This is a genomic window from Candidatus Limnocylindrales bacterium, from assembly GCA_035626395.1.
Taxonomy (GTDB): domain Bacteria; phylum Desulfobacterota; class Binatia; order UBA1149; family CAITLU01; genus DASPNH01.
Genome location: DASPNR010000006.1, coordinates 1 through 22,182, shown reverse-complemented (window position 1 = coordinate 22,182; position 22,182 = coordinate 1). Strand labels below are relative to the sequence as shown.

The following is a 22,182-nucleotide window of genomic DNA, read 5'->3' as shown; positions in this document are numbered from 1 at the left end:
CCGCGGCCGGGCCGGCGTGGGATGATCCCGTACTAGCTATCATTTTCGCGCGTGCGTTTCCCCTCGCGCACGTCCAGGCGCGGTCCTCGATCTCGCTGACGTCCTCCCAGAACTGCACGAGCACGGCAGGAATGGACGCCAGCGGCCATGTCGGATGCGGGAAGGCGAAGCTCACGCCGATGACCTGTCGAGGTATCCGAGGAAGTGCACGTTGGCGTGTCAGCTCTGCGACCGCCGCTTCGCCGCACGCCGGCGCTATGGTAGGCAGCATGCTCACCCATCCGTGTGGCCATGGCCAGTCCTTCGACCAGTCTGCTCCTGCGGCGGATCCCTGCCCTGGACTCCCTGCGCAGTTACGGCCTTGCCGAGCTGCGCGCCGACGTCATCGCGGGCATCACCGTGGCCACCGTGGCCGTGCCGCAGGCGATGGCGTACGCGATCGTCGCCGGGCTGCCGCCGCAGTACGGGCTCTACACCGCCATCGTGATGACGGCGGTCGGCGCGGTGCTGGACTCTTCCCGCCAGCTGATCAACGGGCCGACGAATGCCATTTCGATCGCGCTGCTGAGCGCGCTGGCGCTGGTGCCGCCGCAGGAGCGGCTGGCGGCCGCGATCCTGATGTCGCTGCTGGTGGGGACGATTCAGATCGGCATCACGCTCCTGCAGCTGGGCGACCTGACGCGCTACATCTCCCACTCCGTCATCGTCGGCTTCACGCTCGGCGCCGGCACGCTGCTGGTGCTCGACCAGCTCAAGAACCTGCTCGGGCTGCAGGCCGCCGGCGAGGTGCACTCCGCGTTCCTGGTGCGGCTGTGGGAGACGCTGGCGCACGGCGGGCCGGTGCACGTGCCGACGCTGGCGATCGGAGTGGCGGCCATCGCCTCGGTGCTGACGCTGCGCTCGCTGAAGGCGCGCCTGGGCCTGCGGCTGTTTCCCGACCTGCTGGCCACCGTCGTGCTGACGGCGGCGGCCGCGGCGTGGATGAAGCTCGACCAGCAGGGCGTTGCGTTGGTCGGCGAGATCCCGCGCGATCTGCCGCACTTCGCCATGCCCTCCCTGGACAGCCCGCATCTGCAATCGCTGACCACGAGCGCGCTGGCGATCGCGACGCTGGGCCTTCTCGAGGCCGTGTCGATGGCCAAGGCGATCGCGGCGCAGACGCGGCAAAAGCTGGACATGAACCAGCAGTGCCTGTCGGAAGGCGTTGCCAACGCCGTCGGCTCGTTCTTCCAATGCTTTCCCGGCTCCGGCTCGTTGACGCGCTCGGCGATCAACCAGCAGGCCGGCGGCGTCACGCAATGGTCCGGTGTGATCTCGGCGGCGGCGGTGGCCGCGATCATGCTGGCGTTCGCGCCCTATGCGCGCTTCATCCCCCGCTCGGCGATGGCCGGCATCCTCATCGTCTCGGCCTGGAAGATGGTGGACTGGAATGCGCTGCGCTACCACGTGCGCGCCTCCCGCTTCGACACCATCATCGTGGCCGTGACGGCCGTCTCGGCGGTCGCCGTCAGCATCGAGTTCTGCGTGCTGATCGGCGTCTTCATGTCGTTCCTGCTGGTGGTGCCGCGCGCGGCGCGCATGCACATGACCGAGTTCATCGTCACGCCCGACCGCGTGATCCAGGAGCGTCTGCACGACGAGCTCGTATGCGACCGCATCATGGTCTTCGGCCTCGAAGGCGAGATGTTCTTCGGATCGGCGCCCGAGTTGGAGCAGCACCTGGAGACGATCGAGTCGCGCATCCGCGAACGCACGCGCGCCGTCGTGTTGCGCGTCAAGCGGGTGCGAAGCCCGGACGCCGTCTGCATGAGCGTTCTCGACGAGCACCTGGAGCGGATGAAGGCCCGCGGCGTGCAGGTGATCCTGGTCGGCGTGCGCGACGATCTGGCCGAGGCGCTGGAGCGCACCGGCATCGCCGAGCGCCTGGGCCAGGCCAACATCTTCCGCGAGCAGCCGATCCGCCACACCAGCACGCGCAAGGGCGTCCAGTACGCGTTCACGCTCATGGGAGAGCCCTGCGAGACCTGCCCGCTGCGCGGCCGCGAGGTTCACCGCGGCGTGCTGTACTACGAGATCTAGGACATGCTCCTTCGCCGGCGGCGCCGCCGGTGGTCTGCCGCTCGTGCGGCAACGATCGCCGCGCGGATCGCCGCATGATCACGCATGGAAGCCACGGCTGTCGCGATAACGGTTTCGGCGGCGCAGCAGGTCTCGGGCCTGTGGCAGAGGCCTCCCGATGCGTGGGCGTGCTACGTCATGGCGCACGGCGCCGGCGCCGGCATGCAGCACGAGTTCCTGGCCGCCATCGCCGCCGGCCTGGCCGGGCGCGGCGTCGCGGTCCTGCGCTACCAGTTCCCGTTCATGGAGCGCGGCGCACGGCGGCCCGATGCTCCGGCGCTGGCACAGGCGACCGTGCGCGCCGCTGCCGAGGAGGCACTGCGGCGCAGCGCAGGCCTGCCACTGTTTGCCGGCGGCAAGTCCTTCGGCGCGCGCATGACTTCGCAGGCGCAGGCGCAAGCGCCGCTGGCCGGCGTGCGCGGTCTCGTCTTCCTCGGCTTCCCGCTGCACCCTGCCGGCAAGCCGTCCACCGATCGCGCGCTGCATCTGTTCGACGTGCACATCCCGATGCTGTTCCTCCAGGGCACGCGTGACGAGCTGGCCGATCTGCGGCTTCTGGCGCCGATCTGCCGCGACCTCGGCGGCCGTGCGCGCATCGAAATCGTCGACGACGGCGACCACTCCTTCCACGTGCGCGTTCGCTCGGGCCGCCGCGATGCCGACGTACGAGCAGCGATGGTCGAGGCGATCGCCGAATGGATGTCGGCGCAGGCGCCAACGGCATAGGCCGCGGCTGGCCGGGAATCTCGTGCCGCAGTCGCGGCTCCCGACTCGAAGTCGTGTCAGGTCGCTGCCGCGGCGACGGCGGCGCGCGAGCGCATGGCCTGCCGCCGCCTCGACACCATTGCGGCGAGCACACCCGCCAGCGTCAGCGCGGAGATCCAGTTGTAGAGCGACTCCATGGCGCTGCGCTCGAACTTGAGCTCCACACGCACGCTGCCGGCCGGCACGCGCAGCCGGATCAGCGAGTCCTTGGCCTGCCTGGTAACGACGGGCCGGCCGTCGACGAGCGCCTGCCAGTTCGGGTGCCAGCTGACGGCCGCCGTTGCCGGATACCAGCGCCGCCGCGTCGCGGTGCGAACGGTCCAGCGCAGGTGCTCGGGCGTCAGATCGCGAAAGCGCTCGACCGAAAACCCTTCTCCGCTCAGACGCGAGCCGCCGTCGCGCAGGCGGTAGATCGTCGTGCGCCTCTCTTGCAGCACCGGCACGAAGTCGTCGCTGCCCTCGAAGAACTCACGGACGTCCTGGCTGGTGACGATGACATAGCGGATGCCCAGCCGGCGCAGCCGCTCGGCGCCGCGGCGCGACCCCTTGCGCATGATGCGGCCGAGATCGCCGCGTCTGCCCGCGCTGGTCAGCTCGACCTGATCACCGCCGAGCGTGTAGACGCCGGTGTGGAAGTTCAGGACGCTGACGACGCTGTGCACGCCGAGGCGCGCCCAGCGGAACGCCGTGCGGTCCATCGCCACGATCGCGCCATGCTCGGCCTTGCGGTCGAGCCATCGCACGACTCGCGCGAACTCCTTCCTCGGCCGTTTGCGCTGCGCGTACTCGGTCTCCACGTTGCGCCTATGATGCGCCAGCTCGGCGGCGGCGCTGCCGACGATGACAAGGACAGCGGCGACCACGACCGCCGCACCGGGGCGTGACCGTCGTGCAAGGGCGCTCAGCCACGGCCGCGCCTTATCGAAGGCGACGCCCGTGAACAGCACCGTCGCAAGACACACGAACGACAGCGCGCGAGGCCGCACGACCCGCCGCATCATCTCGACCATCGGCTGCGGCTCCCAGGAAAAAGGCCCCGTCACCGCCAGCACCGCCGTCACCAGAGCGACGGCGGCCGTGATGGCCAGCCGCGAGCGGTCGAACAGCACGGCCCATATCGCAGCGGCGTACGCCGGCAGGACGAGCGCTCGCGGACCGAACAGGCCGCCGGTGGCGAGCGCGACGGCACGGCCTCCTCCCTCGCCCCATCCGACCGAGCCGCCGCCGAGCTCGTGCCACTGCAGCGAAGGGAACAGTGCATGTCCGGCGAGCAGCAGCACGAGCGCGGCAATGGCCGCGTAGCGGACGAGCAAGCCGGGATCGCGGCGTACCACCGCGATGCCGGCAGCAACCAGGCCGGCAACGGCGAGCGCGTACGCGCCGGTGATGAAATGCGCCAGTAGCGCGGCGGCCATCAGCAGCACGGCCTTCCAGAGCTGGCCCGGCACGCCGTCCAACGCGTCCAGCAGTACCGGCCACGCCAGTGCGAACAGCAGCACGCCCACCGAGTGCGGCAGGAGCCCGGTCACGAACAGGCCTGGCATGCCGAAGCCGAGCATGGTGCCGAGCACGAGGCTGGCCATCGCCGCAACCACCGCGCCGTCGCGACTGACGCCGAGCCGCCGCGCGACGTGCGCCACGACCAGCGGCAGCGCGACCACCGGCAGCGCGTAGAAGACCTTGAAGACGGTGAGCAGGTCGAGCACGCCGTCCAGAAGAAGCGCGGCCAACCCGATGACGAGGAAGTAGCCGTAGGACTGGAACAGGAAGAGCTGCGCGCCCAGGTACCAGTACGGCGACCAGCCGTCGACGTGGCCGGACGGCAGGAACTGTTCGGCCATGACCTTGACGCGCAGCAGGTGCCGCGGCGCGTCCGCATTGACGATCATGCCGTCGTTCGTGACGGGCCAGACCAGGAAGACGACGACGGCCAGGCAGAGGAGAAGGCCGAGCCGAAAGCGCGTGCTCTCCTGTGCCGTGTGCATGCGCACGGCCTGCCGCGCTACATCCGCTCCGGGGCCGCGATCCCCACCAGCCGGAGCGCCCGGCCGATCACCTGCCCGACCGCGCCCACGAGCAGCAGCCGCGCGGCCGTCATCTCGGCATCGTCGCTGACGCAACGGTGCCTGGAATAGAAGCGATGGAAGTCGCCCGCCACGCGCTGCACGTAGTGGATGACCCGATGCGGCTCGAGCGCCTCGGCCGCCGCATCGACGATCTCGGGAAACTCGGCGAGCAACTTGATCAACCCGATCTCGTCGGGGTGCGACAGCGCCTGCACGGCGTCGATGCCCGGCTCGGGAATCCCGATGCCGCGCTCGGCGGCCTGACGGAAGATGCCGGCGATGCGCGTGTGCGCGTACTGCACGTAGAAGACCGGGTTCTCGGCCGTCTGCCGCCGCGCCAGCTCCAGGTCGAAGTCCAGGTGCGCGTCCGACTTGCGCGACAGGAAGAAGAACCGCGCCAGATCGTTGCCCACCTCGTCCACCACCGCGCGCAGCGGGATGAACTCGCCCGTCCTCTTGCCCATGCGCACCGGCTCGCCGTCGCGCGAGAGGCTCACCATCTGCACGAGCACCACGCGCAGCCTGTCGCCCTCGAGGCCGAGCGCCTGCAGGCAGCCGCGGATGCGGCTGACGTAGCCATGATGATCGGCGCCCCAGACGTTGATGATGCGCTCGTAGCCCTTGAGCAGCTTCTCGCGGTGGTAGGCGATGTCGCAGCCGAAGTAGGTCAGCTCGCCGTCGCTCTTGACGACCGGACGGTCCTTGTCGTCGTCGAAGGCGGTGGTGCGCATCCAGATCGCGCCTTCCTGCTCGTAGATGTGCCCGCGCTGGCGAAGCTCGGCGATCGCATCCTGCACGCTGCCCCGCTGGCGCAGCGCGCGCTCGGAGGTGAAGTTGTCGATCCGCACGTTGAAGGCTTCGAGGTCGGCGCGAATGTTGTCGAGCAGACGAGCCGCGGCCCACTGCGCGAGCGTGGCAGTCGCTTCGTCGGCAGGCGCGTCCAGCCAGCGCCGCCCGTCGCGCTCGATGATCTCCTGCGCAAGGTCGACGACGTAGTCGCCGGGATAGCCGTCCTCGGGAAACGGCTCGTGGATGCCGTGCAGCTCGCGATAGCGCGCCAGAACCGAGCGGCCGAGCGTCTCGATCTGGACCCCGGCATCGTTGACGTAGTACTCGCGGTCGACGTCATAACCGGCCGCCTCGAGCAGGCGCGCGATGGCATCGCCGGTGACGGCGCCGCGCCCGTGCCCGATGTGCAGCGGCCCGGTGGGATTGGCCGAGCAGAACTCGATCTGGATGCGCTGGCCGCCGCCGTTCTCGCCGGTGCCGTAGGCGTCGCCGGCCTCGACGATCTCGAGCAGGCGCTGGCGCCAGGCACCGTCGCTCAGTGTGAAGTTGAGGAAGCCGGGACCGGCCGGCTCGACCCTGGCGAGGAGGCCGCCGCCGTCGCCGATGTGGCGGATCAGAAGCTCGGCCAGTGCGCGCGGCGACTTCTTCTCGGGCCGCGCCAGCAGCATGGCCACGTTGCTCGCAAGATCGCCGTGCGTGGCGTCGCGCGGAACCTCGACGACGAACGCCGGCACCTCCGCGCTCGCGAGATCACCCGCCTCGTGCGCCCTGGCCAACGCGCCGGCAATCAGCCCTCGCAGACGTGCTTTCATGCGAAACCGTAGATGTCAGAGAAACCCCGCGAGCGAAACGCGGCGGCATGGACCCGATCAGTCGCGGCCACCGCATCTCGCAACGGCGCGCCAGCAGGCTTCCGGCGCGGCCGCGGGCGTGTCTGCGGCGGACCGCGCCGCGCTTCGCGCTTCGTGTCCGCCGTGGACATGCCCGTGGCCGCGCCTCTTCGAGCGAGGCGGATGCTCAGCGGGACGACGCCTCTTTCTCCTCGCCCGCCTTCGCCTTCTTCACCGGCGGCGGCAACTCGGTCAGCTCCACCAGGGACAGCGGAGCGGCATCACCGAGGCGCTGTCCCAGCTTGATGATGCGCGTGTAACCGCCGGCGCGCTGCGCGAAGCGCGGCGCCACTTCCGAGAACAGCTTGTAGACCGCCTCGTCGGTGCGGATGTAGGCGCGCGCGCGGCGGCGCGCCGCAACCGTGTCCTGCTTGCCGAGCGTGATCATGCGGTCGGCCCAGCGCCGCAGCTCCTTCGCCTTGGCGTCGGTGGTGCGGATGCGGCCGTGCATGATCAGCGAGGTCACCATGTTGCGGAACATGGCGTCGCGATGCGACGAGTTCCGCCCGAGCTTGCGCCCGGACTTCATGTGTCTCATGGCCTAGTACCTCTCCTGCTCGATGCGCATGCGGTCGAGGTGCTCGCGCTCGGGGAAGTTCGGGATGCGCATCCCGAGCGACAGCCCCATCTCGCCGAGGACCTCCTTGATCTCCAGCAGCGATTTCCTGCCGAAGTTCTTGGTCTTGAGCATCTCCTGCTCGCTGCGCTGCACCAGCTCGCCGACGTACTTGATGTCGGCGTTCTGCAGGCAGTTGGCCGAGCGGACCGACAGGTCGAGCTCGTCCACGCACCGGAACAGGTTGTCGTTGAGCTGCTCCATCGCCGGCTCGATCTTGGTCTCCTCGGCCTCGAGCGCATCGACGTCGAAGTTGATGAACACCGCCAGCTGGTCCTGCAGGATGCGGGCGGCCACCGCCACCGCGTCGTCGGGACGGACGCTGCCGTCGGTGAACACTTCCAGGATGAGCTTGTCGTAGTCGGTGCGCTGGCCGACGCGCGCGCTGGTCACGGTGAAGTTGACCTTGCGCACCGGGGAGAACGTCGCGTCCAGGTTGATGGTGCCGACCGGCGTGTCCTCTTCGCGATTGCGGTCGGCGGTGACATAGCCGCTGCCGCGCTTGGCCGTCAGCTCCATTCGTAGCGTGCCGTCGGGACCGACGGTGGCGACGTGATGGTCGGGGTTGAGCACCGTCACGTGCGGGCCGAAGTCGATGTCGCCCGCCTTCACCTCGCGCGGCCCCGCCGCCTCGACCATTCCGACGTGGCGCTGCCCCTCGTGGATGTGCAGCCGCACCTCCTTGAGGTTCAGGACGATGTCGGTGACGTCCTCGGTGACGCCGTCGATGGTGGAGAACTCGTGCAGCACGCCGTCGATACGAGCCGACGTGATCGCCGCGCCCTTGAGCGAAGAGAGCAGGACGCGACGGATCGCGTTGCCGACCGTGGTGCCGTAGCCGCGCTCGAAAGGCTCGAGCTCGATGCGGCCATAGGTCTCGGTCAGCTCACGAACCTCGAGCTTGGGTCGGATCAGATCCTTCCAATTGTCCAACATATGCGTGAATCCCTCCGTCCCGGAATTGAGAGCGTACATCCGCGGCCTACTTGGAGTAGAGCTCGACCACGAGGCGCTCGTTGATCGGCATCGTCAGCTCCTCGCGGGCAGGCAGACGCTTGATCTTTCCGGTAAAGGCCACGGCGTCGAGCTCGAGCCACTCGGGCACGCCGCGGCGCTGCGAAATCTCCAGGGCCTTCTTGAAGACGTCCTTCGCGCGGCTGCGCTCGGCGATCGTGATCTGATCGCCGACGCGGACCAGGAACGAGGGGATGTCGACGCGACGCCCGTTGACCATGAAATGGCGGTGGCGGATGAGCTGGCGGGCTTCGGCGCGCGAAGCCGCCATGCCCAGCCGGTACACCATGTTGTCGAGCCGGCGTTCGAGCAGGTTCAGCAGCACCTCGCCGGTGACGCCTCGGGCGGCCTCGGCCATCTCGAAGTAACGCCGGAACTGGCTCTCCATGACGCCGTACCAGCGCTTGAGGCGCTGCTTCTCGCGCAGCTGCACGGCGTATTCGGACACCTTGCGGCGGCGTCCCTGGCCGTGCTGGCCGGGAGGATAGTTGCGGCGCTCGATGGCGCACTTGTCGGTGTAGCAGCGGTCGCCCTTGAGGAAGAGCTTCATCCCTTCGCGGCGACAGAGTCTGCAAACTGGATCGGTGTAACGTGCCATAGTCCTTCTTGTCTCTAGCCTGGCGGCCCGCAGGCCGCTGTTTCGTCAAAGGCGACGCGATTTTTCCGGTGACGGCGCCCGTCGCTGCGCTGCCTCCGGGGGACGTCGATCGTGCGGCGTCCGCTGGCCGGGGTCAGGCGTCGTGCTCGAGCGTTCGGATCTGCAGATGCTCGAATGCAAGACCTGGCCCCATGTCTCCTCACACCCTTCGCTTCTTCGGCGGGCGGCAGCCGTTGTGCGGGATCGGCGTCACGTCCTTGATCGTGATGACCTGGAGACCCGCGGCGCCGAGCGCCCGCACGGCCGATTCGCGTCCCGCGCCGGGCCCCTTCACCAGCACCGTCACCGAGCGCATGCCCATGTCGATGGAGGTGCGGGCGGCCTTTTCCGCCGCCTGCTGCGCCGCGAACGGCGTGCCCTTGCGCGAACCCTTGAAGCCGGCCTGTCCGGCGCTCGCCCACGCCACCACGTTCCCGATCGGATCGGTGATCGTCACCATGGTGTTGTTGAAGGTCGCCTGGATGTGCGCGACGCCCTCGGGGGGCACGCGCTTGGCCTTCTTCCGGCGCGCGGCGGCGGTGGCCTGCTGTTGCTGTCTGGTTGCCATGTAAGTCTCTTCTCTCGCGTGCAAAGGGCGCGGGCCCGGTTTCTGGGAATGGGCGTCCTACTTCTTCGTGGCCTTCTTCTTGCCGGCGATGGCCACGCGCGGACCCTTGCGGGTGCGGGCATTGGTATGCGTGCGCTGGCCGCGCACGGGCAGGCCCTTGCGGTGGCGCAGCCCGCGGTAGCAGCCGAGGTCCATCAGCCGCTTGATGCTCATCGCCACTTCGCGGCGCAGATCGCCCTCGACCTTGTAGTTCTGGTCGATGGCGCCGCGGATGGCGTTGATCTCGGTGTCCGTGAGCTCGTCGCTCTTCTTGCCGGGATCGACGCGCGAGATCTCGAGGATCCGCGCGGCGGCGCTGCGACCGATGCCGTAGATATAGGTAAGCGCGACTTCCATCCGCTTGTTGCGGGGCAGATCGACTCCTGCAATTCGGGCCATGAACCTTCTCTCCTGCTGATGCCGAGCCTTCGGCTCAGCCCTGCCGCTGCTTGTGCCGCGGATTCTTGCAGACCACGCGCACCGTTCCCTGGCGGCGGATCACCTTGCAGTCGCGACACATCTTCTTCACCGACGCTCTGACTTTCATGATCAAACCTTCGTCAAAATCTCGGGGCCGTTCCTGGTGATGGCCACCGTATGCTCGAAATGGGCCGAGCGCCGGCCGTCGGCCGTGCGCGCGGTCCAGCCGTCCTCGTCCACGATCACCTGCGGCGTTCCGGCGTTCACCATCGGCTCGATGGCCAGCACCATGCCGCGCACCAGCGATCGCCCGCGGCCGCGCTTGCCGAAGTTCGGCACCTGCGGGTCCTCGTGCAGCGCGCGACCGATGCCGTGCCCGACGAAATCGCGCACGACCGAAAAGCCCGCGGCCTCGACGTGCTCCTGCACGGCCGCCCCGACGTCGCCGAGGCGCTCCCCTTCGCGCGCATGCTCGATGCCGATCTCCAGGCTCCTGCGCGCCACGTCCAGCAGCCGCTGCGACTCCTCGTCGATCGTGCCCACCGGCACCGTCACCGCCGAGTCGGCGAAGAATCCGTCGATCTCCACGCCGAAGTCCAGGCCGATGATGTCGCCCTCCTGCAGCTCGCGCTCCGGAGAGGGAATGCCGTGGACGATCTCGTCGTTGATCGACGCGCACAGCACGGCCGGAAAGACGACCGGTCCGACGCGGTAGTTCTTGAACGCCGAACGCGCCCCGCTCCTGGCGATCATTCGCTCGGCCTCGCGATCCAGGTCGGCGGTGGTCACGCCCGGGCGCACCTTCTCGCGCAGCGCAGCCAGGATCTCGCTGGTGATGCGGGCCGGCCGGCGCATGCGCTCGATCTCGCTGTCGGTCTTGGTCTCGATCATCGACCTGCACCGACGATGGCCAGGATCCGCGTGGTGACCTGCTCGGGACTTCCCGAGCCGTCCACGCGCCGCAGCAGCCCGGCGTCCGCGTAAAACCCCATCAGCGGCTCGGTCTGCCGCCGGTACACCTGCAGCCGCTCGCGCACCGTGTCCTCGCGATCGTCGTCCCGGACGTACAGCTCGCTGCTGCACACGTTGCAGCGGCCGGCGCGGCGCGGCGGATTGAACGTCACGTGGTAGAGGCGCCCGCAGCCGCGGCAGGTGCGGCGCCCCGACAGACGCTCGACGATCGACTGCTCGGCGACCTCGATGGCGATCACGTGATCCAGGCCCGCACCGTTGAGCACGCGCCCAAGCGCGAGCGCCTGATCGGGATTGCGCGGAAAGCCGTCGAGCAGGAATCCGCCCCGGCAGTCGCTGCGCGACACGCGCTCCTTGATGAGCTCCAGAACCAGCTCATCCGGCACAAGTTGACCCCGATCCATGTAATCCTTGGCCTTGCTTCCCCAGGGAGTTCCCGAACGCGTCGCCTCGCGCAGAAGGTCGCCGGAAGAGATGTGCGGAACGGACAGCTTGTGTCCGAGCAACTCTCCCTGCGTCCCTTTGCCGGAACCCGGTGGTCCGACCAGCGCGATCCGCATTTGGCTTACCTGCGCCCCCTGAGCTTCCCTTTCTTCATGAAGCCTTCGTAGCTGCGCTGGATCAGATGCGCCTGCATCTGCGCCACCGTGTCGATGGCCACACCGATGACGATCAGGAGCGCGGTTCCGCCGAAGAAGAACGGGACGTTGAACTGCGCGATCAGCACTGCCGGAAGGACACAGACGGCCGAGATGTACAGGGCTCCACTCAGCGTCAGCCGCGTCAGGATGTGGTCGATGTACTCCGCCGTGCGCTTGCCCGGACGAATGCCGGGGATGAAGCCGCCGGCCTTCTGGAGGTTCTCGGCCACGTTGTTCGGGTCGAAGGTGACGGCCGTGTAGAAGTAGGCGAAGAAGATGATGGCCGCCACGTAGATGACGTTGTAGACCATCGAGTTCGGCGCCAGCATGTCGGCCGCCTGCTGGAAGACCGGCTGCTGCACGAACTGGGCGATGGTGCCGGGGAAGATCAGCAGCGAGGAGGCGAAGATCGGCGGGATCACCCCGGCCATGTTGATCTTCAGCGGCAGGTGCGTGGCCTGCGCGCTCATCAGCCGCCGTCCCACCACCCGCTTGGCGTACTGCACCGGAATCCGCCGCTGCCCGCGCTCGACGAAGATGATGAAGCCGATCACCACCACCATCAGCGCGACCAGCACGGCCATGACCAGGGGGCCGATCTCGCCCTGGCGCATGTACTCGAAGGTCTGCGCCACGGCCGAGGGGAAGCTGGCCACGATGCCGGCGAAGATGATCAGGCTGATGCCGTTGCCGATGCCGCGCTCGGAGATCTGCTCGCCGAGCCACATGATGAACACGGTGCCCGAGGTCAGCGTGATCATCGACATCAGGCGGAAATTCCAGCCCGCCTCGTAGACGACCGAGCCGCCGCCGGGCGCCGGGATCGCTTCCAGTCCGAGCGAGATGAAGAAGCCCTGCACGAACGCCAGCACCACCGTGCCGTAGCGCGTGTACTGCGTGATTCGGCGCCGTCCCTGCTCGCCTTCCTTCGACAGCCGCTCCAGGTACGGCACCACCATCGTCATCAGCTGCAGGATGATGGAGGCCGATATGTACGGCATGATCCCGAGCGCGAAGATCGAGAAGCGCTCGAGCGCGCCGCCCGAGAACAGGTTGACCATCCCGAAGACGCTGGCGGAGGCCTGCCGGAAGTACTCGGCCAGCGCATCGCCGTTGATGCCCGGCGTGGGCACGGCGACGCCGAGGCGATAGACGGCCAGCATCGCCAGCGTGAAGCCGAGACGGCGGCGCAGCTCCGGGATGCGCGGCAGGTTCTGGAAGCCGGTGTACACTGCTTACTCTTGTCCCTGCTCGGCCGGCTCGGCCGCCGCGATCTGCACGCTGCCGCCGGCCTTCTCGATCGCCTCGCGGGCAGAGGCCGAGAACGCGTCGGCCTCCACGGTCAGCGCGCGGTCGAGCTTGCCGTGGCCGAGGATCTTGATCGGGTTCGTGCGCTTGGCCAGGCCCTGCTCGCGCAGCGCATCGGCGTTGACGACGGCGCCCGCTTCGAAGCGCTGCGCCAGCTCCCCGATGTTGATGACCTGGTACTGGACGCGGTTCGGGTTCTTGAATCCGAACTTGGGGAGACGACGGGCCAGAGGCATCTGGCCGCCTTCGAATCCCGGCGTCACGGCGCCGCCCGAGCGCGCGCCCTGGCCCTTGTGGCCCTTGCCCGAGGTCTTTCCCAGGCCGGATCCGGGTCCGCGGCCGAGCCGCTTGCGCTTCTGGCGGGAGCCCGGTGCGGGCTTCATCGAATCGAGCTGCATCGCCTAGCCCTCCACCTTCACCAGGTGCGCGACCTTGAAGATCATGCCGCGCACGGGCGCGGTCGCACGCAGGACCACGGTGCGGCCGCGGCGCGAAAGGCCGAGTCCCCGCAGCGTGGCACGCTGTCTTTCGGTGCAGCCGCGATAGCTGCCCATCAGCGTTATCTTCAGCATTTTTTCCGAAGCGGTCACTAGTGAATCATCTCCTTGAGCTCTTTGCCGCGCCGTCCGGCGATGGCCCCCGGATCCTCGAGCTGCGAAAGAGCTGCCATGGTCGCCTTCACCATGTTGTGCGGGTTGTGCGAGCCCAGGCACTTGGTCAGCACGTTCTCGATGCCGGCCAGCTCGACCACCGCACGGATTCCGCCGCCGGCGATGACGCCGGTACCGGCCGAGGCCGGCCGCAGGAACACCTGACCCGCGCCGTAGTCGCCGACCACCGCGTACGGGATGGTCCCCGACGACAGCGGTATCCGCACCATGCCCTTGCGCGCCCGCTCGACGGCCTTGCGGATGGCCTCCGGCACTTCCTTGGCCTTGCCCACGCCGTAGCCGACGCGTCCCGCGCCGTCACCGACCACGACGAGCGCGCTGAAGCTGAAGCGCCGGCCGCCCTTGACGACCTTGGCCACGCGGTTGATGTGAACCACGCGCTCCTTGAACTCGCTGTCGGTGCCCTGTCCCTGCTGTTGATCGCGTCGCGCCATTGATCTTCCTGCGTCCTAGAACTTGAGGCCCGCTTCGCGAGCAGCATCGGCCAGGGCCTGCACGCGGCCGTGGTAGCGATACCCGCCGCGGTCGAAGACCACTTCGTTGATCGAGAGCTGCTTGCAGCGGTCGGCGATGTCCTTGCCGAGCTGCTGGGCAGCGGTCTTGTTGCCCTGCTTGGCCGCCATCGTGGAGGCCGCGGCGAGCGTGCGGCCGCTCTCGTCGGAGATGACCTGCACGTACAGGTACCGGTTGGAGCGGAACACCGACACGCGCGGGCGCTTGTCGGTACCCAGCACCTTCTTGCGCACGCGCTTGCGACGGCTGTCGCGCCCGGTCTTGCGAAGCTCTGAAACGCTCATCGTCCTTACTTCCTACTGCTTCGTGGCTACTTGCCGGCCGCGCCGGCCTTGCCGGCCTTGCGCTGGATGGTCTCGTTGCCGTAACGCACGCCCTTGCCCTTGTACGGCTCGGGCGGACGCAGCTTTCGAATCCCCGCCGCCACTTCGCCGACGAGCTGGCGGTTGGCCCCCGACACCGTGATCGACGTCATCTTCTCCACGCTGGCCTTCACGCCGGGCGGCAGCTGATAGACGATCGGGTGCGAGTAGCCGAGAGTCAGGTGGAGATCGGTGCCGCGCGCGTCGGCGCGGTAGCCGACGCCGGTGATCTCGAGCGTCCGCGTGAAGCCCGTGCTGACGCCGGCGATGGCGTTGGAGACCATGCGGCGGATCAGGCCCTGGCGCGAGCGGTCGTGGCGGCTCTCGGAGTTGCGGCCGACCAGGATGCTGTCGGGGCCGATCGTCAGAGGCACCGCCGGGTCGGTCTTCACGCGCAGCTCTCCGAGCGGGCCCTTGGCCACCAGCTCGTCGCCCTCGACCTTCAGCGTCACGCCCTTGGGCACGACCAGAGGTACTTTTCCCAGTCTCGACACGTCACCAGACCTCGCAGAGAATTTCTCCGCCGACACCGCGGCGGCGCGCCTCGCGATCGGCCAGCAGGCCGAGCGGAGTGCTCAGGATGCTCACGCCCAGGCCGCCGCGAACGCGCGGCGCTTCCTTGGACGAGCTGTAGCGGCGCAGGCCGGGACGGCTGATGCGCCGCACGCCGGTCAGCACCGGGGCGCCGTTGTCGGAGTAGCGGATGTAGATGGTGAGCTGGCGCTGCGCGCCCTCGCCCGCCACCTCGAAGTCGCGCACGTAGCCCTCCTCGCGCAGCACCCGCGCGATGCCCTCCTTGACCCGGGACCACGGCAGCACCACGTGGTCGCGCCGGCCGTGGCAGGCGTTGCGGATGCGCGTGAGCAGATCGGCAATGGGATCGGTCATCGACATGGTCGGTTCCTCCCTCGCCTACCAGCTCGCCTTGACGAGGCCGGGGATCGCTCCCTCGCGGGCAAGGTTGCGCACGCAGATGCGACAGAGCTTGAAACGGCGGTAGACGCTGCGCGGCCGGCCGCACTGCAGGCACCGCGTGTATCCGCGCACGCCGAACTTCGGCTTGCGCTGCGACTTGATGATCAAAGACTTCTTGGCCACTGCCTGTTACCCCTGCTGTTGCTGCTGCTGCTGCCCGGCCGGCGCACGGAACGGCATGCCCAGCGCCGTCAGCAGTGCGCGGCCCTGCGCGTCGTCGGTTGCCGTGGTGACGATGGTGATGCTCAGCCCGTGAACCTTGTCGACCTTGTCCAGGTCGATCTCGGGAAAGATGATCTGCTCGCGCAGGCCGAGGCTGTAGTTGCCCTGGCCGTCGAAGCCGCGCGGGAGCAGGCCGCGGAAATCGCGCACGCGCGGCAGCGACACCGAGATCAGCCGCTCCAGGAACTCGTACATGCGCTCGCGGCGCAGCGTCACGGCGATGCCGATCGGCATGTTCTCGCGCAGCTTGAAGTTCGAAATCGCCTTGCGCGCGCGCGTGACGACCGGCTTCTGACCGGTGATCCTGGCCAGCTCGTCGACGGCGCCGTCGATGAGCTTGGGGTTCTGGACCGCGTCGCCCATGCCCACGTTGAGCACGATCTTGGTCAGACGCGGCACGGCCATGACGGAGGTGTGGCCGAACTGCTTCTGCAAAGCGGGCCGAATCTCGTTCTCGTAGCGCTTTTGCAGCGTCGGTTTCTCGGTAGCCATTCTCTTCCCGTTCTACTTCGCGTCGATGGTCTCGCCGCTGACGCGGGCCAGACGGACGCTGCGGCGCTTGCCGCCGTGTTCGATGATCTTGCGGCCCACGCGCGTGGGCTTGTTGCTGGCCGGGTCCAGCAGCATGACGTTGGAGATGTGGATCGGAGTCTCCTTCTCCAGGATGCCGCCGGGCTCCTGCCCGCGAGGTTTGCGATGGCGCTTCACCACGGCGATGCGCTCGATGATGATCTTGTCGTCCTCGTGCACCAGGCGCACGACCTTGCCGGTCTTGCCGCGGTCGCGCCCGGCAATGACGATGACGGTGTCGCCCTTCTTGATGTTCTGCTTGGCCATGACGCTTACAGGACCTCGGGAGCCAGCGAGATGATCTTCATGAACTTGCGGGCGCGCAGCTCGCGCGCCACCGGTCCGAAGATGCGGGTTCCGACGGGCTCGCCCTGGTTGTCCAGGATCACCGCCGAATTGGTGTCGAAGCGGATGTAGGAGCCGTCGGGGCGGCGCGTCTCTCGCTTGGTGCGCACCACCACCGCCTTGACGACCTGGCCCTTGGTGACCTTGCCGCCCGGAATGGCTTCCTTGACGCTGCCCACGATGACGTCGCCGATGCGCGCATAGCGGCGGCGCGTGCCGCCGAGGACGCGGATGCAAAGGATGCGGCGCGCTCCCGAATTGTCGGCCACGTCCAGGACTGTTTCTTGGCTGATCATCTGATCCGTCCTCTTCGCCTAGGCGCGCTCGGGCTCGTTGGCGTCGCTCTGGCCCGTCGGCTCGTCGATGATCTCGATGGCCTTGACGGCCTTCTCGAGCACGCGGCGCAGGCGCCAGCGCTTGTGCCGCGACAGCGGGCGCGACTCCACGATCAGCACGCGGTCCCCGACCTCGCACTCGTTGCGCTCGTCGTGGACCATGTACTTGCTGTGGAGGACCAGCGTCTTGTGGTACTTGCCGTGCCGGACTCGGCGCGCCACGGAGACCACCGCGGTCTTGTCCATCTTGTTGCTGACGACGAGGCCTTCGCGGGTCCGGGCCCGCGCGCGCTCCATGGTGGCAACCTCGCTCATCACTTCACTCCCTTGACGGCGCTACGGCGCTTCTCGCCGGCGATCGTCAGCATGCGCGCCAGATCACGGCGCGCGGCAATCAGCTCGGAGGGCTTGTCGAGCCGGCGCGCGTTGCGCTTCATGGTCAGGCGCGCGACCTTCTCGCGCAGCTCCTGGACGCGCTTGCCGAGCTCGGCTTCGGACAGCTTGCGAACTTCAGTGGGCAGCATGACCGGCTTCCTCTCTGGCGCAGAAGCGCGTGGAGATCGGCAGCTTGTGCGCCGCCAGGCGCATCGCCTGCTTGGCGATCTCCGGCTCGACGCCTTCCATCTCGAACAACATGCGGCCGGGCTGCACCGGGCAGACCCAGGCCTCGGGCGATCCCTTGCCTTTGCCCATGCGGACTTCCGCCGGCTTCTTGGTGATGGGCAGGTCGGGGAAGATGCGGATCCAGACGCGGCCGCCGCGCTTGATGTGGCGCGTGATGGCGATACGGGCGGCCTCGATCTGGCGCGCCGTCAGGCGTCCCCAGTCCGTGGCCATCAGCCCGTAGTCGCCGAAGCTGAGCTGGTTGCCGGTGTGGGCAAGCCCGCGCTCGCGGCCCTTCATCTTCTGCATCTTGCGGAACTTGGTCTTCTTGGGCTGCAGCATGGCTCTCTACGCTCCGGGTGCTCCGGCCTTGCGCGGCGCCGCCGGCTCCTCGTGCAGCTTGGTGACGCCCTCGCCCTTGTAGACCCACACCTTGACGCCGATGACGCCGAAGGTGGTGCGGGCCTCGGCCAGCGCGTACTGAACGTCGGCGCGCAGCGTGTGCAGGGGAACGCGGCCCTCGCGGTACCACTCGGTGCGCGCGATCTCGTGGCCGCCCAGGCGCCCGGCGCACTGCACGCGGATGCCCTGCGCGCCCATGCGCATCGCGCGCGCCACCGCTTCCTTCATCGCGCGGCGGAACATCACGCGGCGCTCGAGCTGCAGCGCGATGTTCTCGGCCACCAGCTGCGCGTCGAGGTCGGGGCGGCGGATCTCGTGGATCTCGACGAAGCTGTCCTTGCCCGCCATCTTGACGATGTCGGCCTTGAGCTTCTCGATCTCGGCGCCCTTCTTGCCGATGACGATGCCGGGACGGGCGGTGTGGATGTGCACGCGGACGTTGCGCGCCGCGCGCTCGATCTCGATGCGCGGGACGCCGGCATGGCTGAGGCGCTTCTTGAGGAACTTGCGGATCTTGAGGTCCTGCTGGAGCAGGTCGGCGTAGGTCTTGCCGGCGAACCAGCGCGCGTCCCACGTCTCGGTCACGCCCAGGCGAAAACCCTTCGGATGTGTCTTCTGTCCCACTGGAACTAGCCTCGTGCCTTCTTCTCGCGCGAGTCGACGACCACCGTGATGTGGCTCGTGCGCTTGCGGATGGCGGTGGCGCGGCCCTGGGCGCGCGGCCGGAAGCGGCCGGCATGCGGCCCCGGATCCACCATGATCGTCTTGATGTAGAGCTTGTCGACGTCGGCGTTGTCGTTGTTCTCGGCGTTGGCGACGGCGCTGCGCACGGTCTTCTCGACCAGGCGAGCCGCCTTCTTCTGCGTGAACTCCAGGATCGACAGCGCCTTCTCGACGTCGCAGCCGCGCACCAGGTCGGCGACCAGGCGGCACTTCTGCGGAGAGATCTGCTGGTAGCGAGCGATGGCCTTGGTCTCCATGACGCGCCCTACTTCTTCACTTCGGTCTTGCGCGCGCCCGAGTGCGCCTGGAACGTGCGCGTCGGAGCGAACTCGCCGAGCTTGTGGCCCACCATGTTCTCGGTGACGTAGATGGGCAGGAAACGGCGGCCGTTGTGCACCGACAGCGTGTAGCCGATGAACTCGGGCACGACGGTCGAGCGCCGCGACCAGGTCTTGATCGGACGCCGGTCGTCGACGCTCTGGCTGGACACCTTCTTGAGAAGGAAGGCATCCACGAACGGACCTTTCTTGATGGACCTCGGCACTGCGGTTCCTCCGGCTACTTCTTCTTGCGCCGCGCCACGATGAACTTGTCGGTGCGTGCGTTGCTGCGCGTCCGGGCGCCCTTGGTCGGCTTGCCCCACGGCGTCTGCGGATGATTGCCCTTGGCGCGGCCTTCGCCGCCGCCATGCGGATGGTCGACGGGGTTCATGGCGATCCCGCGCGTCTGCGGGCGTTTGCCCTTCCAGCGCGCGCGGCCCGCCTTGCCGATCGAGATGTTCTCGTGCTGCGCGTTGCCGACCTGGCCGACGGTGGCGCGGCAGGTCTTGCGCACGTTGCGCAGCTCGCCCGAAGGCAGGCGCAGGAGCGCGTAGTCGCCTTCCTTGGCGACGAGCTGGGCGCCGCAGCCGGCGCTGCGCGCGATCTTGCCGCCGGCGCCAGGCTTGAGCTCGATCGAATGGACCGTGGTGCCCACGGGGATGCGCTCGAGCGGAAGCGTGTTGCCCGGCTTGATGTCGGACTCGGGGCCCGAGGTGATGGTGTCGCCGGCCTTGGTCCCTTCGGGCGCGACGATGTAGCGCTTCTCGCCGTCCGCATACACGAGCAACGCGATGCGTGCGGAGCGGTTCGGATCGTATTCGATCGAGTCGATGCGGCCGGGAATCGCATCCTTGTCGCGCCGGAAGTCGATCAGGCGGTAGCGGCGCTTGTGCCCGCCGCCGCGATGGCGCGAGGTGATGCGGCCGCGCGCGTTGCGCCCGCCCGACTTCTTGATCGGCCCCAGCAGCGACTTCTCGGGCTCGGTGCGCGTGATCTCCTCGAAGTCGAAGCCGGTCTGGAAGCGCCGGCCCGGCGAAGAGGGTTTGAAAATCTTGACTGCCACGTTCCTGGTCCCCTCGTCAGATCTTCTCGAGCAGGTCGGCGGCGTTGCCGTCGGCCAGCGTCACGTAGGCCTTCTTCCATTTGGGCTTGGTGCCCATGGTGCGGCCGTAGCGCTTGCGCTTGCCCATGTAGTTGACCGTGCGCACGGCCGAGACCTTGACCTCGAACAGCTCCTCGACGGCGCTGCGGATCTGGGTCTTGGTCGCCTGCGGGTGCACCTTGAAGACGATCTGGTTGGACTCGGCCACCAGCGTGCCCTTCTCGGTGATCACCGGCGCCTTGAGCGTCTGAAATACGGAGCTCATGCCTTCCACCTACTTTTCCAGCCGCTCCTGAATCGCCGCCAGGGTCTCCTGCGCCACGAGCAGGTTCTTGTACTTGAGGATGTCGTACACGTTCAGGCCCTCCACCGGCAGGACCAGGACGCGCGGGATGTTGCGGCCGGCCAGCTCGATGTTGCGATCGCGCTCGCCGATGACGACGAGCACGCTGTCGGCCACCCCGAGCGCCGACAGCAGCGCGGCCAGCTCCTTGGTCTTGGGCTGATCCAGCGCGAGCGCATCGACGACCTTGAGCTGACCGTCACGCGCCTTCTGCGCCAGCGCGCTGGCCAGCGCGCCCTTTCGCGAGGACCGCGGCAGGCGGTAGTCGTAGCTGCGCGGCTGCGGTCCGAAGATGATCGCGCCGCCGCGCCAGATCGGGGAGCGCGAGGAGCCGGCACGCGCGCGGCCGGTGCCCTTCTGCTTCCACGGCTTCTTGCCGCCGCCGCTGACGAAGCCGCGCGTCTTCGTCGCATGCGTGCCGGCGCGCCGCGAGGCGAGCTGGCTCAGCACCTGATCGAACAGCAGGCTGTCGTTGACGCGCGTCTCGAAGATGGCGGGCAGCGACACGCGCCCCACCTCCTGATTGCTGCGGTTGTAGACCGACGTCTCCATGATCGTCCTCAGGCCTCCGCGACCGGACGGCGTCCGGCGCGGCCGCGTTTGACCGCCGGGCGAACGACGATCTCGGTTCCCTTGGCGCCGGGCACGGCGCCCTTGACCAGAATGAGGTTCTGCTCGGGCCGAACCTCGATGACCGACAGGTTCTGCGTGGTGCGCCGCACCTGGCCCATGTGGCCGTCCATGCGCTTGCCCTTGAACACACGGCCCGGGAAGGAACGGCAGCCGATGGAGCCGGGGCCGCGGAACGACTCGTGCGTGCCGTGCGTGGCGCGATGGCCGCCGAAGCCGTGCCGCTTCATGACGCCCTGGAAGCCCTTGCCCTTGGTCGTGCCGGTGACGTCGATGCGGTCGCCGGCCGAGAACAGCGCATCCAGCGTCAGCTGCTGCCCGACCTCGTACTCGGCGGGACCGTCCAGCCGGAACTCGAGAAGCGTGTTGAAGTCGGCCCGGCCGCCCTTGGCGCGGTGGTTGCGCTCGGCCTTGCTCAGGTTCTTCTCGCGGCGCTTGCCGAAGCCGAGTTGGAGCGCGTCGTAGCCGTCGCGATCGCGCGTGCGAACCTGCACCACGGTGCACGGCCCCGTCTCGATGACCGTGACCGGAACGACGTTGCCATCGCCGACGAAGCGCTGGGTCATCCCGAGTTTCTTGCCAATCAAACCGAGCATCGCTTCACCTAGTGCAGCTTGATCTCGACGTCGACGCCGGCAGGCAGGTCGAGCTTGCCGAGCGAGTCGATCGTCTGTTGCGTGGGCTCGAGGATGTCGAGAAGCCGCTTGTGAGTGCGGATCTCGAACTGCTCGCGCGATTTCTTGTCCACGTGCGGAGAGCGGTTCACGGTGAAACGCTCTATGCGCGTGGGCATGGGTACGGGTCCGGCGACGCGCCCGCCCGTGCGGCGAACTGCGTCGACGATCTCGCGCACGGACTGGTCCAGTACGCGATGATCGTACGCTTTGAGACGGATGCGGATGCGCTCACTCATCATTGGGGTGTACCTGGGCGTGTACCTGGGTCGATGTCACTGAAACGATGTTCCTTTGGCTCGCGCTGTCCGCTCGTCCGCTCTTCACTCGGTGATCTTCACGACCACGCCGGCACCCACGGTGCGGCCGCCTTCGCGGATGGCGAAGCGCAGGCCCTCATCCATGGCAATGGGCGTGATCAGGTTGACCGCGATGTTGATGGTGTCACCCGGCATCACCATCTCGGTGCCCTCGGGCAGCGTGCATACGCCCGTGACGTCGGTGGTGCGGAAGTAGAACTGGGGCCGGTAGCCGTTGAAGAACGGCGTG

34 protein-coding genes and 1 pseudogene are annotated in these 22,182 nt (G+C 68.1%); 2 read left to right on the top strand and 33 right to left on the bottom strand.

Annotated features, from left to right (window positions below):
• The first annotated feature begins 291 nt into the window (after positions 1–291).
• Both VEC57_03330 and VEC57_03325 read left to right on the top strand, forming a co-directional pair.
• On the top strand, positions 292–2,079 hold the full coding sequence (locus VEC57_03330) for a SulP family inorganic anion transporter (protein HYB98146.1): 1,788 nt from the start codon (positions 292–294) through the stop codon (positions 2,077–2,079).
• 84 nt (positions 2,080–2,163) lie between these two features.
• The gene (locus VEC57_03325) at positions 2,164–2,844 is read left to right on the top strand and encodes an alpha/beta family hydrolase (protein ID HYB98145.1); all 681 of its coding nucleotides are present in this window, start codon (positions 2,164–2,166) and stop codon (positions 2,842–2,844) included.
• Positions 2,845–2,900: 56 nt separating this feature from the next.
• Here VEC57_03325 and VEC57_03320 read toward each other — a convergent pair whose 3' ends face one another.
• The 33 genes and pseudogenes from VEC57_03320 to tuf form a co-directional block, all read right to left on the bottom strand.
• Positions 2,901–4,868: a hypothetical protein gene (locus VEC57_03320; protein HYB98144.1), complete on the bottom strand. Its 1,968-nt coding sequence runs from the start codon at positions 4,866–4,868 to the stop codon at positions 2,901–2,903.
• 17 nt (positions 4,869–4,885) lie between these two features.
• Complete coding sequence (argS, locus tag VEC57_03315; GenBank protein HYB98143.1) at positions 4,886–6,550, bottom strand: arginine--tRNA ligase; 1,665 nt, start codon at positions 6,548–6,550, stop codon at positions 4,886–4,888.
• Positions 6,551–6,755: 205 nt separating this feature from the next.
• On the bottom strand, positions 6,756–7,166 hold the full coding sequence (rplQ, locus tag VEC57_03310; GenBank protein HYB98142.1) for a 50S ribosomal protein L17: 411 nt from the start codon (positions 7,164–7,166) through the stop codon (positions 6,756–6,758).
• 3 nt (positions 7,167–7,169) lie between these two features.
• Entirely contained in the window at positions 7,170–8,180 is a 1,011-nt protein-coding gene (locus tag VEC57_03305) for a DNA-directed RNA polymerase subunit alpha (GenBank protein HYB98141.1), read from the bottom strand.
• A 46-nt stretch (positions 8,181–8,226) separates the two neighbouring features.
• Positions 8,227–8,856 (bottom strand): 30S ribosomal protein S4, encoded by a 630-nt coding sequence (gene rpsD, locus VEC57_03300; GenBank protein HYB98140.1) that lies wholly within the window; start codon positions 8,854–8,856, stop codon positions 8,227–8,229.
• Between the two features lie 199 nt (positions 8,857–9,055).
• Entirely contained in the window at positions 9,056–9,463 is a 408-nt protein-coding gene (gene rpsK / locus VEC57_03295) for a 30S ribosomal protein S11 (GenBank protein ID HYB98139.1), read from the bottom strand.
• 57 nt (positions 9,464–9,520) lie between these two features.
• Entirely contained in the window at positions 9,521–9,901 is a 381-nt protein-coding gene (gene rpsM / locus VEC57_03290) for a 30S ribosomal protein S13 (protein HYB98138.1), read from the bottom strand.
• A 34-nt stretch (positions 9,902–9,935) separates the two neighbouring features.
• A complete protein-coding gene (gene rpmJ, locus VEC57_03285; GenBank protein HYB98137.1) occupies positions 9,936–10,049 on the bottom strand; it encodes a 50S ribosomal protein L36 in 114 nt (37 codons plus the stop codon).
• 2 nt (positions 10,050–10,051) lie between these two features.
• Positions 10,052–10,813 carry a type I methionyl aminopeptidase gene (map, locus tag VEC57_03280; protein ID HYB98136.1) on the bottom strand — a complete coding sequence of 254 codons (762 nt, stop codon included), beginning with the start codon at positions 10,811–10,813 and terminating at the stop codon, positions 10,052–10,054.
• On the bottom strand, positions 10,810–11,454 hold the full coding sequence (locus tag VEC57_03275) for an adenylate kinase (protein HYB98135.1): 645 nt from the start codon (positions 11,452–11,454) through the stop codon (positions 10,810–10,812). Before VEC57_03275 ends, map begins: the two co-directional genes overlap by 4 nt.
• Positions 11,455–11,459: 5 nt before the next feature.
• Positions 11,460–12,767 carry a preprotein translocase subunit SecY gene (secY, locus tag VEC57_03270; GenBank protein ID HYB98134.1) on the bottom strand — a complete coding sequence of 436 codons (1,308 nt, stop codon included), beginning with the start codon at positions 12,765–12,767 and terminating at the stop codon, positions 11,460–11,462.
• A gap of 3 nt (positions 12,768–12,770) precedes the next feature.
• The gene (rplO, locus tag VEC57_03265; GenBank protein ID HYB98133.1) at positions 12,771–13,241 is read right to left on the bottom strand and encodes a 50S ribosomal protein L15; all 471 of its coding nucleotides are present in this window, start codon (positions 13,239–13,241) and stop codon (positions 12,771–12,773) included.
• Positions 13,242–13,244: 3 nt separating this feature from the next.
• Positions 13,245–13,433 carry a 50S ribosomal protein L30 gene (gene rpmD / locus VEC57_03260; protein ID HYB98132.1) on the bottom strand — a complete coding sequence of 63 codons (189 nt, stop codon included), beginning with the start codon at positions 13,431–13,433 and terminating at the stop codon, positions 13,245–13,247.
• Entirely contained in the window at positions 13,433–13,948 is a 516-nt protein-coding gene (rpsE, locus tag VEC57_03255; GenBank protein HYB98131.1) for a 30S ribosomal protein S5, read from the bottom strand. The genes rpmD and rpsE overlap by 1 nt, the downstream gene beginning before the upstream one ends.
• Before the next feature lie 15 nt (positions 13,949–13,963).
• Positions 13,964–14,311, bottom strand: coding sequence for a 50S ribosomal protein L18 (gene rplR, locus VEC57_03250; protein HYB98130.1), 348 nt, complete (start codon positions 14,309–14,311; stop codon positions 13,964–13,966).
• 26 nt (positions 14,312–14,337) lie between these two features.
• Positions 14,338–14,883, bottom strand: a complete 546-nt coding sequence (gene rplF, locus VEC57_03245) for a 50S ribosomal protein L6 (GenBank protein ID HYB98129.1) — start codon at positions 14,881–14,883, stop codon at positions 14,338–14,340.
• Position 14,884: 1 nt separating this feature from the next.
• Positions 14,885–15,283, bottom strand: a complete 399-nt coding sequence (gene rpsH, locus VEC57_03240; GenBank protein HYB98128.1) for a 30S ribosomal protein S8 — start codon at positions 15,281–15,283, stop codon at positions 14,885–14,887.
• A gap of 18 nt (positions 15,284–15,301) precedes the next feature.
• Positions 15,302–15,487 (bottom strand): type Z 30S ribosomal protein S14, encoded by a 186-nt coding sequence (locus VEC57_03235; protein ID HYB98127.1) that lies wholly within the window; start codon positions 15,485–15,487, stop codon positions 15,302–15,304.
• A 6-nt stretch (positions 15,488–15,493) separates the two neighbouring features.
• Positions 15,494–16,078, bottom strand: a complete 585-nt coding sequence (gene rplE / locus VEC57_03230; protein HYB98126.1) for a 50S ribosomal protein L5 — start codon at positions 16,076–16,078, stop codon at positions 15,494–15,496.
• 12 nt (positions 16,079–16,090) lie between these two features.
• The gene (gene rplX / locus VEC57_03225) at positions 16,091–16,423 is read right to left on the bottom strand and encodes a 50S ribosomal protein L24 (protein ID HYB98125.1); all 333 of its coding nucleotides are present in this window, start codon (positions 16,421–16,423) and stop codon (positions 16,091–16,093) included.
• Positions 16,424–16,428: 5 nt separating this feature from the next.
• Positions 16,429–16,797, bottom strand: a complete 369-nt coding sequence (rplN, locus tag VEC57_03220) for a 50S ribosomal protein L14 (protein HYB98124.1) — start codon at positions 16,795–16,797, stop codon at positions 16,429–16,431.
• Positions 16,798–16,881: 84 nt separating this feature from the next.
• A pseudogene (rpsQ, locus tag VEC57_03215) lies at positions 16,882–17,133 on the bottom strand (30S ribosomal protein S17).
• Positions 17,134–17,150: 17 nt separating this feature from the next.
• Positions 17,151–17,360, bottom strand: coding sequence for a 50S ribosomal protein L29 (rpmC, locus tag VEC57_03210; GenBank protein ID HYB98123.1), 210 nt, complete (start codon positions 17,358–17,360; stop codon positions 17,151–17,153).
• Positions 17,347–17,781: a 50S ribosomal protein L16 gene (gene rplP, locus VEC57_03205; protein HYB98122.1), complete on the bottom strand. Its 435-nt coding sequence runs from the start codon at positions 17,779–17,781 to the stop codon at positions 17,347–17,349. Before rplP ends, rpmC begins: the two co-directional genes overlap by 14 nt.
• Before the next feature lie 6 nt (positions 17,782–17,787).
• Positions 17,788–18,465, bottom strand: a complete 678-nt coding sequence (gene rpsC / locus VEC57_03200) for a 30S ribosomal protein S3 (protein HYB98121.1) — start codon at positions 18,463–18,465, stop codon at positions 17,788–17,790.
• Positions 18,466–18,470: 5 nt separating this feature from the next.
• Positions 18,471–18,821: a 50S ribosomal protein L22 gene (gene rplV / locus VEC57_03195; protein ID HYB98120.1), complete on the bottom strand. Its 351-nt coding sequence runs from the start codon at positions 18,819–18,821 to the stop codon at positions 18,471–18,473.
• 8 nt (positions 18,822–18,829) lie between these two features.
• Positions 18,830–19,108 (bottom strand): 30S ribosomal protein S19, encoded by a 279-nt coding sequence (gene rpsS, locus VEC57_03190; protein ID HYB98119.1) that lies wholly within the window; start codon positions 19,106–19,108, stop codon positions 18,830–18,832.
• 14 nt (positions 19,109–19,122) lie between these two features.
• On the bottom strand, positions 19,123–19,947 hold the full coding sequence (gene rplB, locus VEC57_03185; GenBank protein HYB98118.1) for a 50S ribosomal protein L2: 825 nt from the start codon (positions 19,945–19,947) through the stop codon (positions 19,123–19,125).
• 16 nt (positions 19,948–19,963) lie between these two features.
• On the bottom strand, positions 19,964–20,251 hold the full coding sequence (locus tag VEC57_03180) for a 50S ribosomal protein L23 (GenBank protein ID HYB98117.1): 288 nt from the start codon (positions 20,249–20,251) through the stop codon (positions 19,964–19,966).
• A gap of 9 nt (positions 20,252–20,260) precedes the next feature.
• Positions 20,261–20,881 carry a 50S ribosomal protein L4 gene (gene rplD, locus VEC57_03175; GenBank protein ID HYB98116.1) on the bottom strand — a complete coding sequence of 207 codons (621 nt, stop codon included), beginning with the start codon at positions 20,879–20,881 and terminating at the stop codon, positions 20,261–20,263.
• Between the two features lie 8 nt (positions 20,882–20,889).
• Entirely contained in the window at positions 20,890–21,555 is a 666-nt protein-coding gene (gene rplC, locus VEC57_03170) for a 50S ribosomal protein L3 (GenBank protein ID HYB98115.1), read from the bottom strand.
• Between the two features lie 8 nt (positions 21,556–21,563).
• Positions 21,564–21,875: a 30S ribosomal protein S10 gene (rpsJ, locus tag VEC57_03165; GenBank protein ID HYB98114.1), complete on the bottom strand. Its 312-nt coding sequence runs from the start codon at positions 21,873–21,875 to the stop codon at positions 21,564–21,566.
• Between the two features lie 81 nt (positions 21,876–21,956).
• Positions 21,957–22,182 (bottom strand): elongation factor Tu (tuf, locus tag VEC57_03160; GenBank protein ID HYB98113.1); only part of this gene is annotated, 226 nt, incomplete at its 5' end.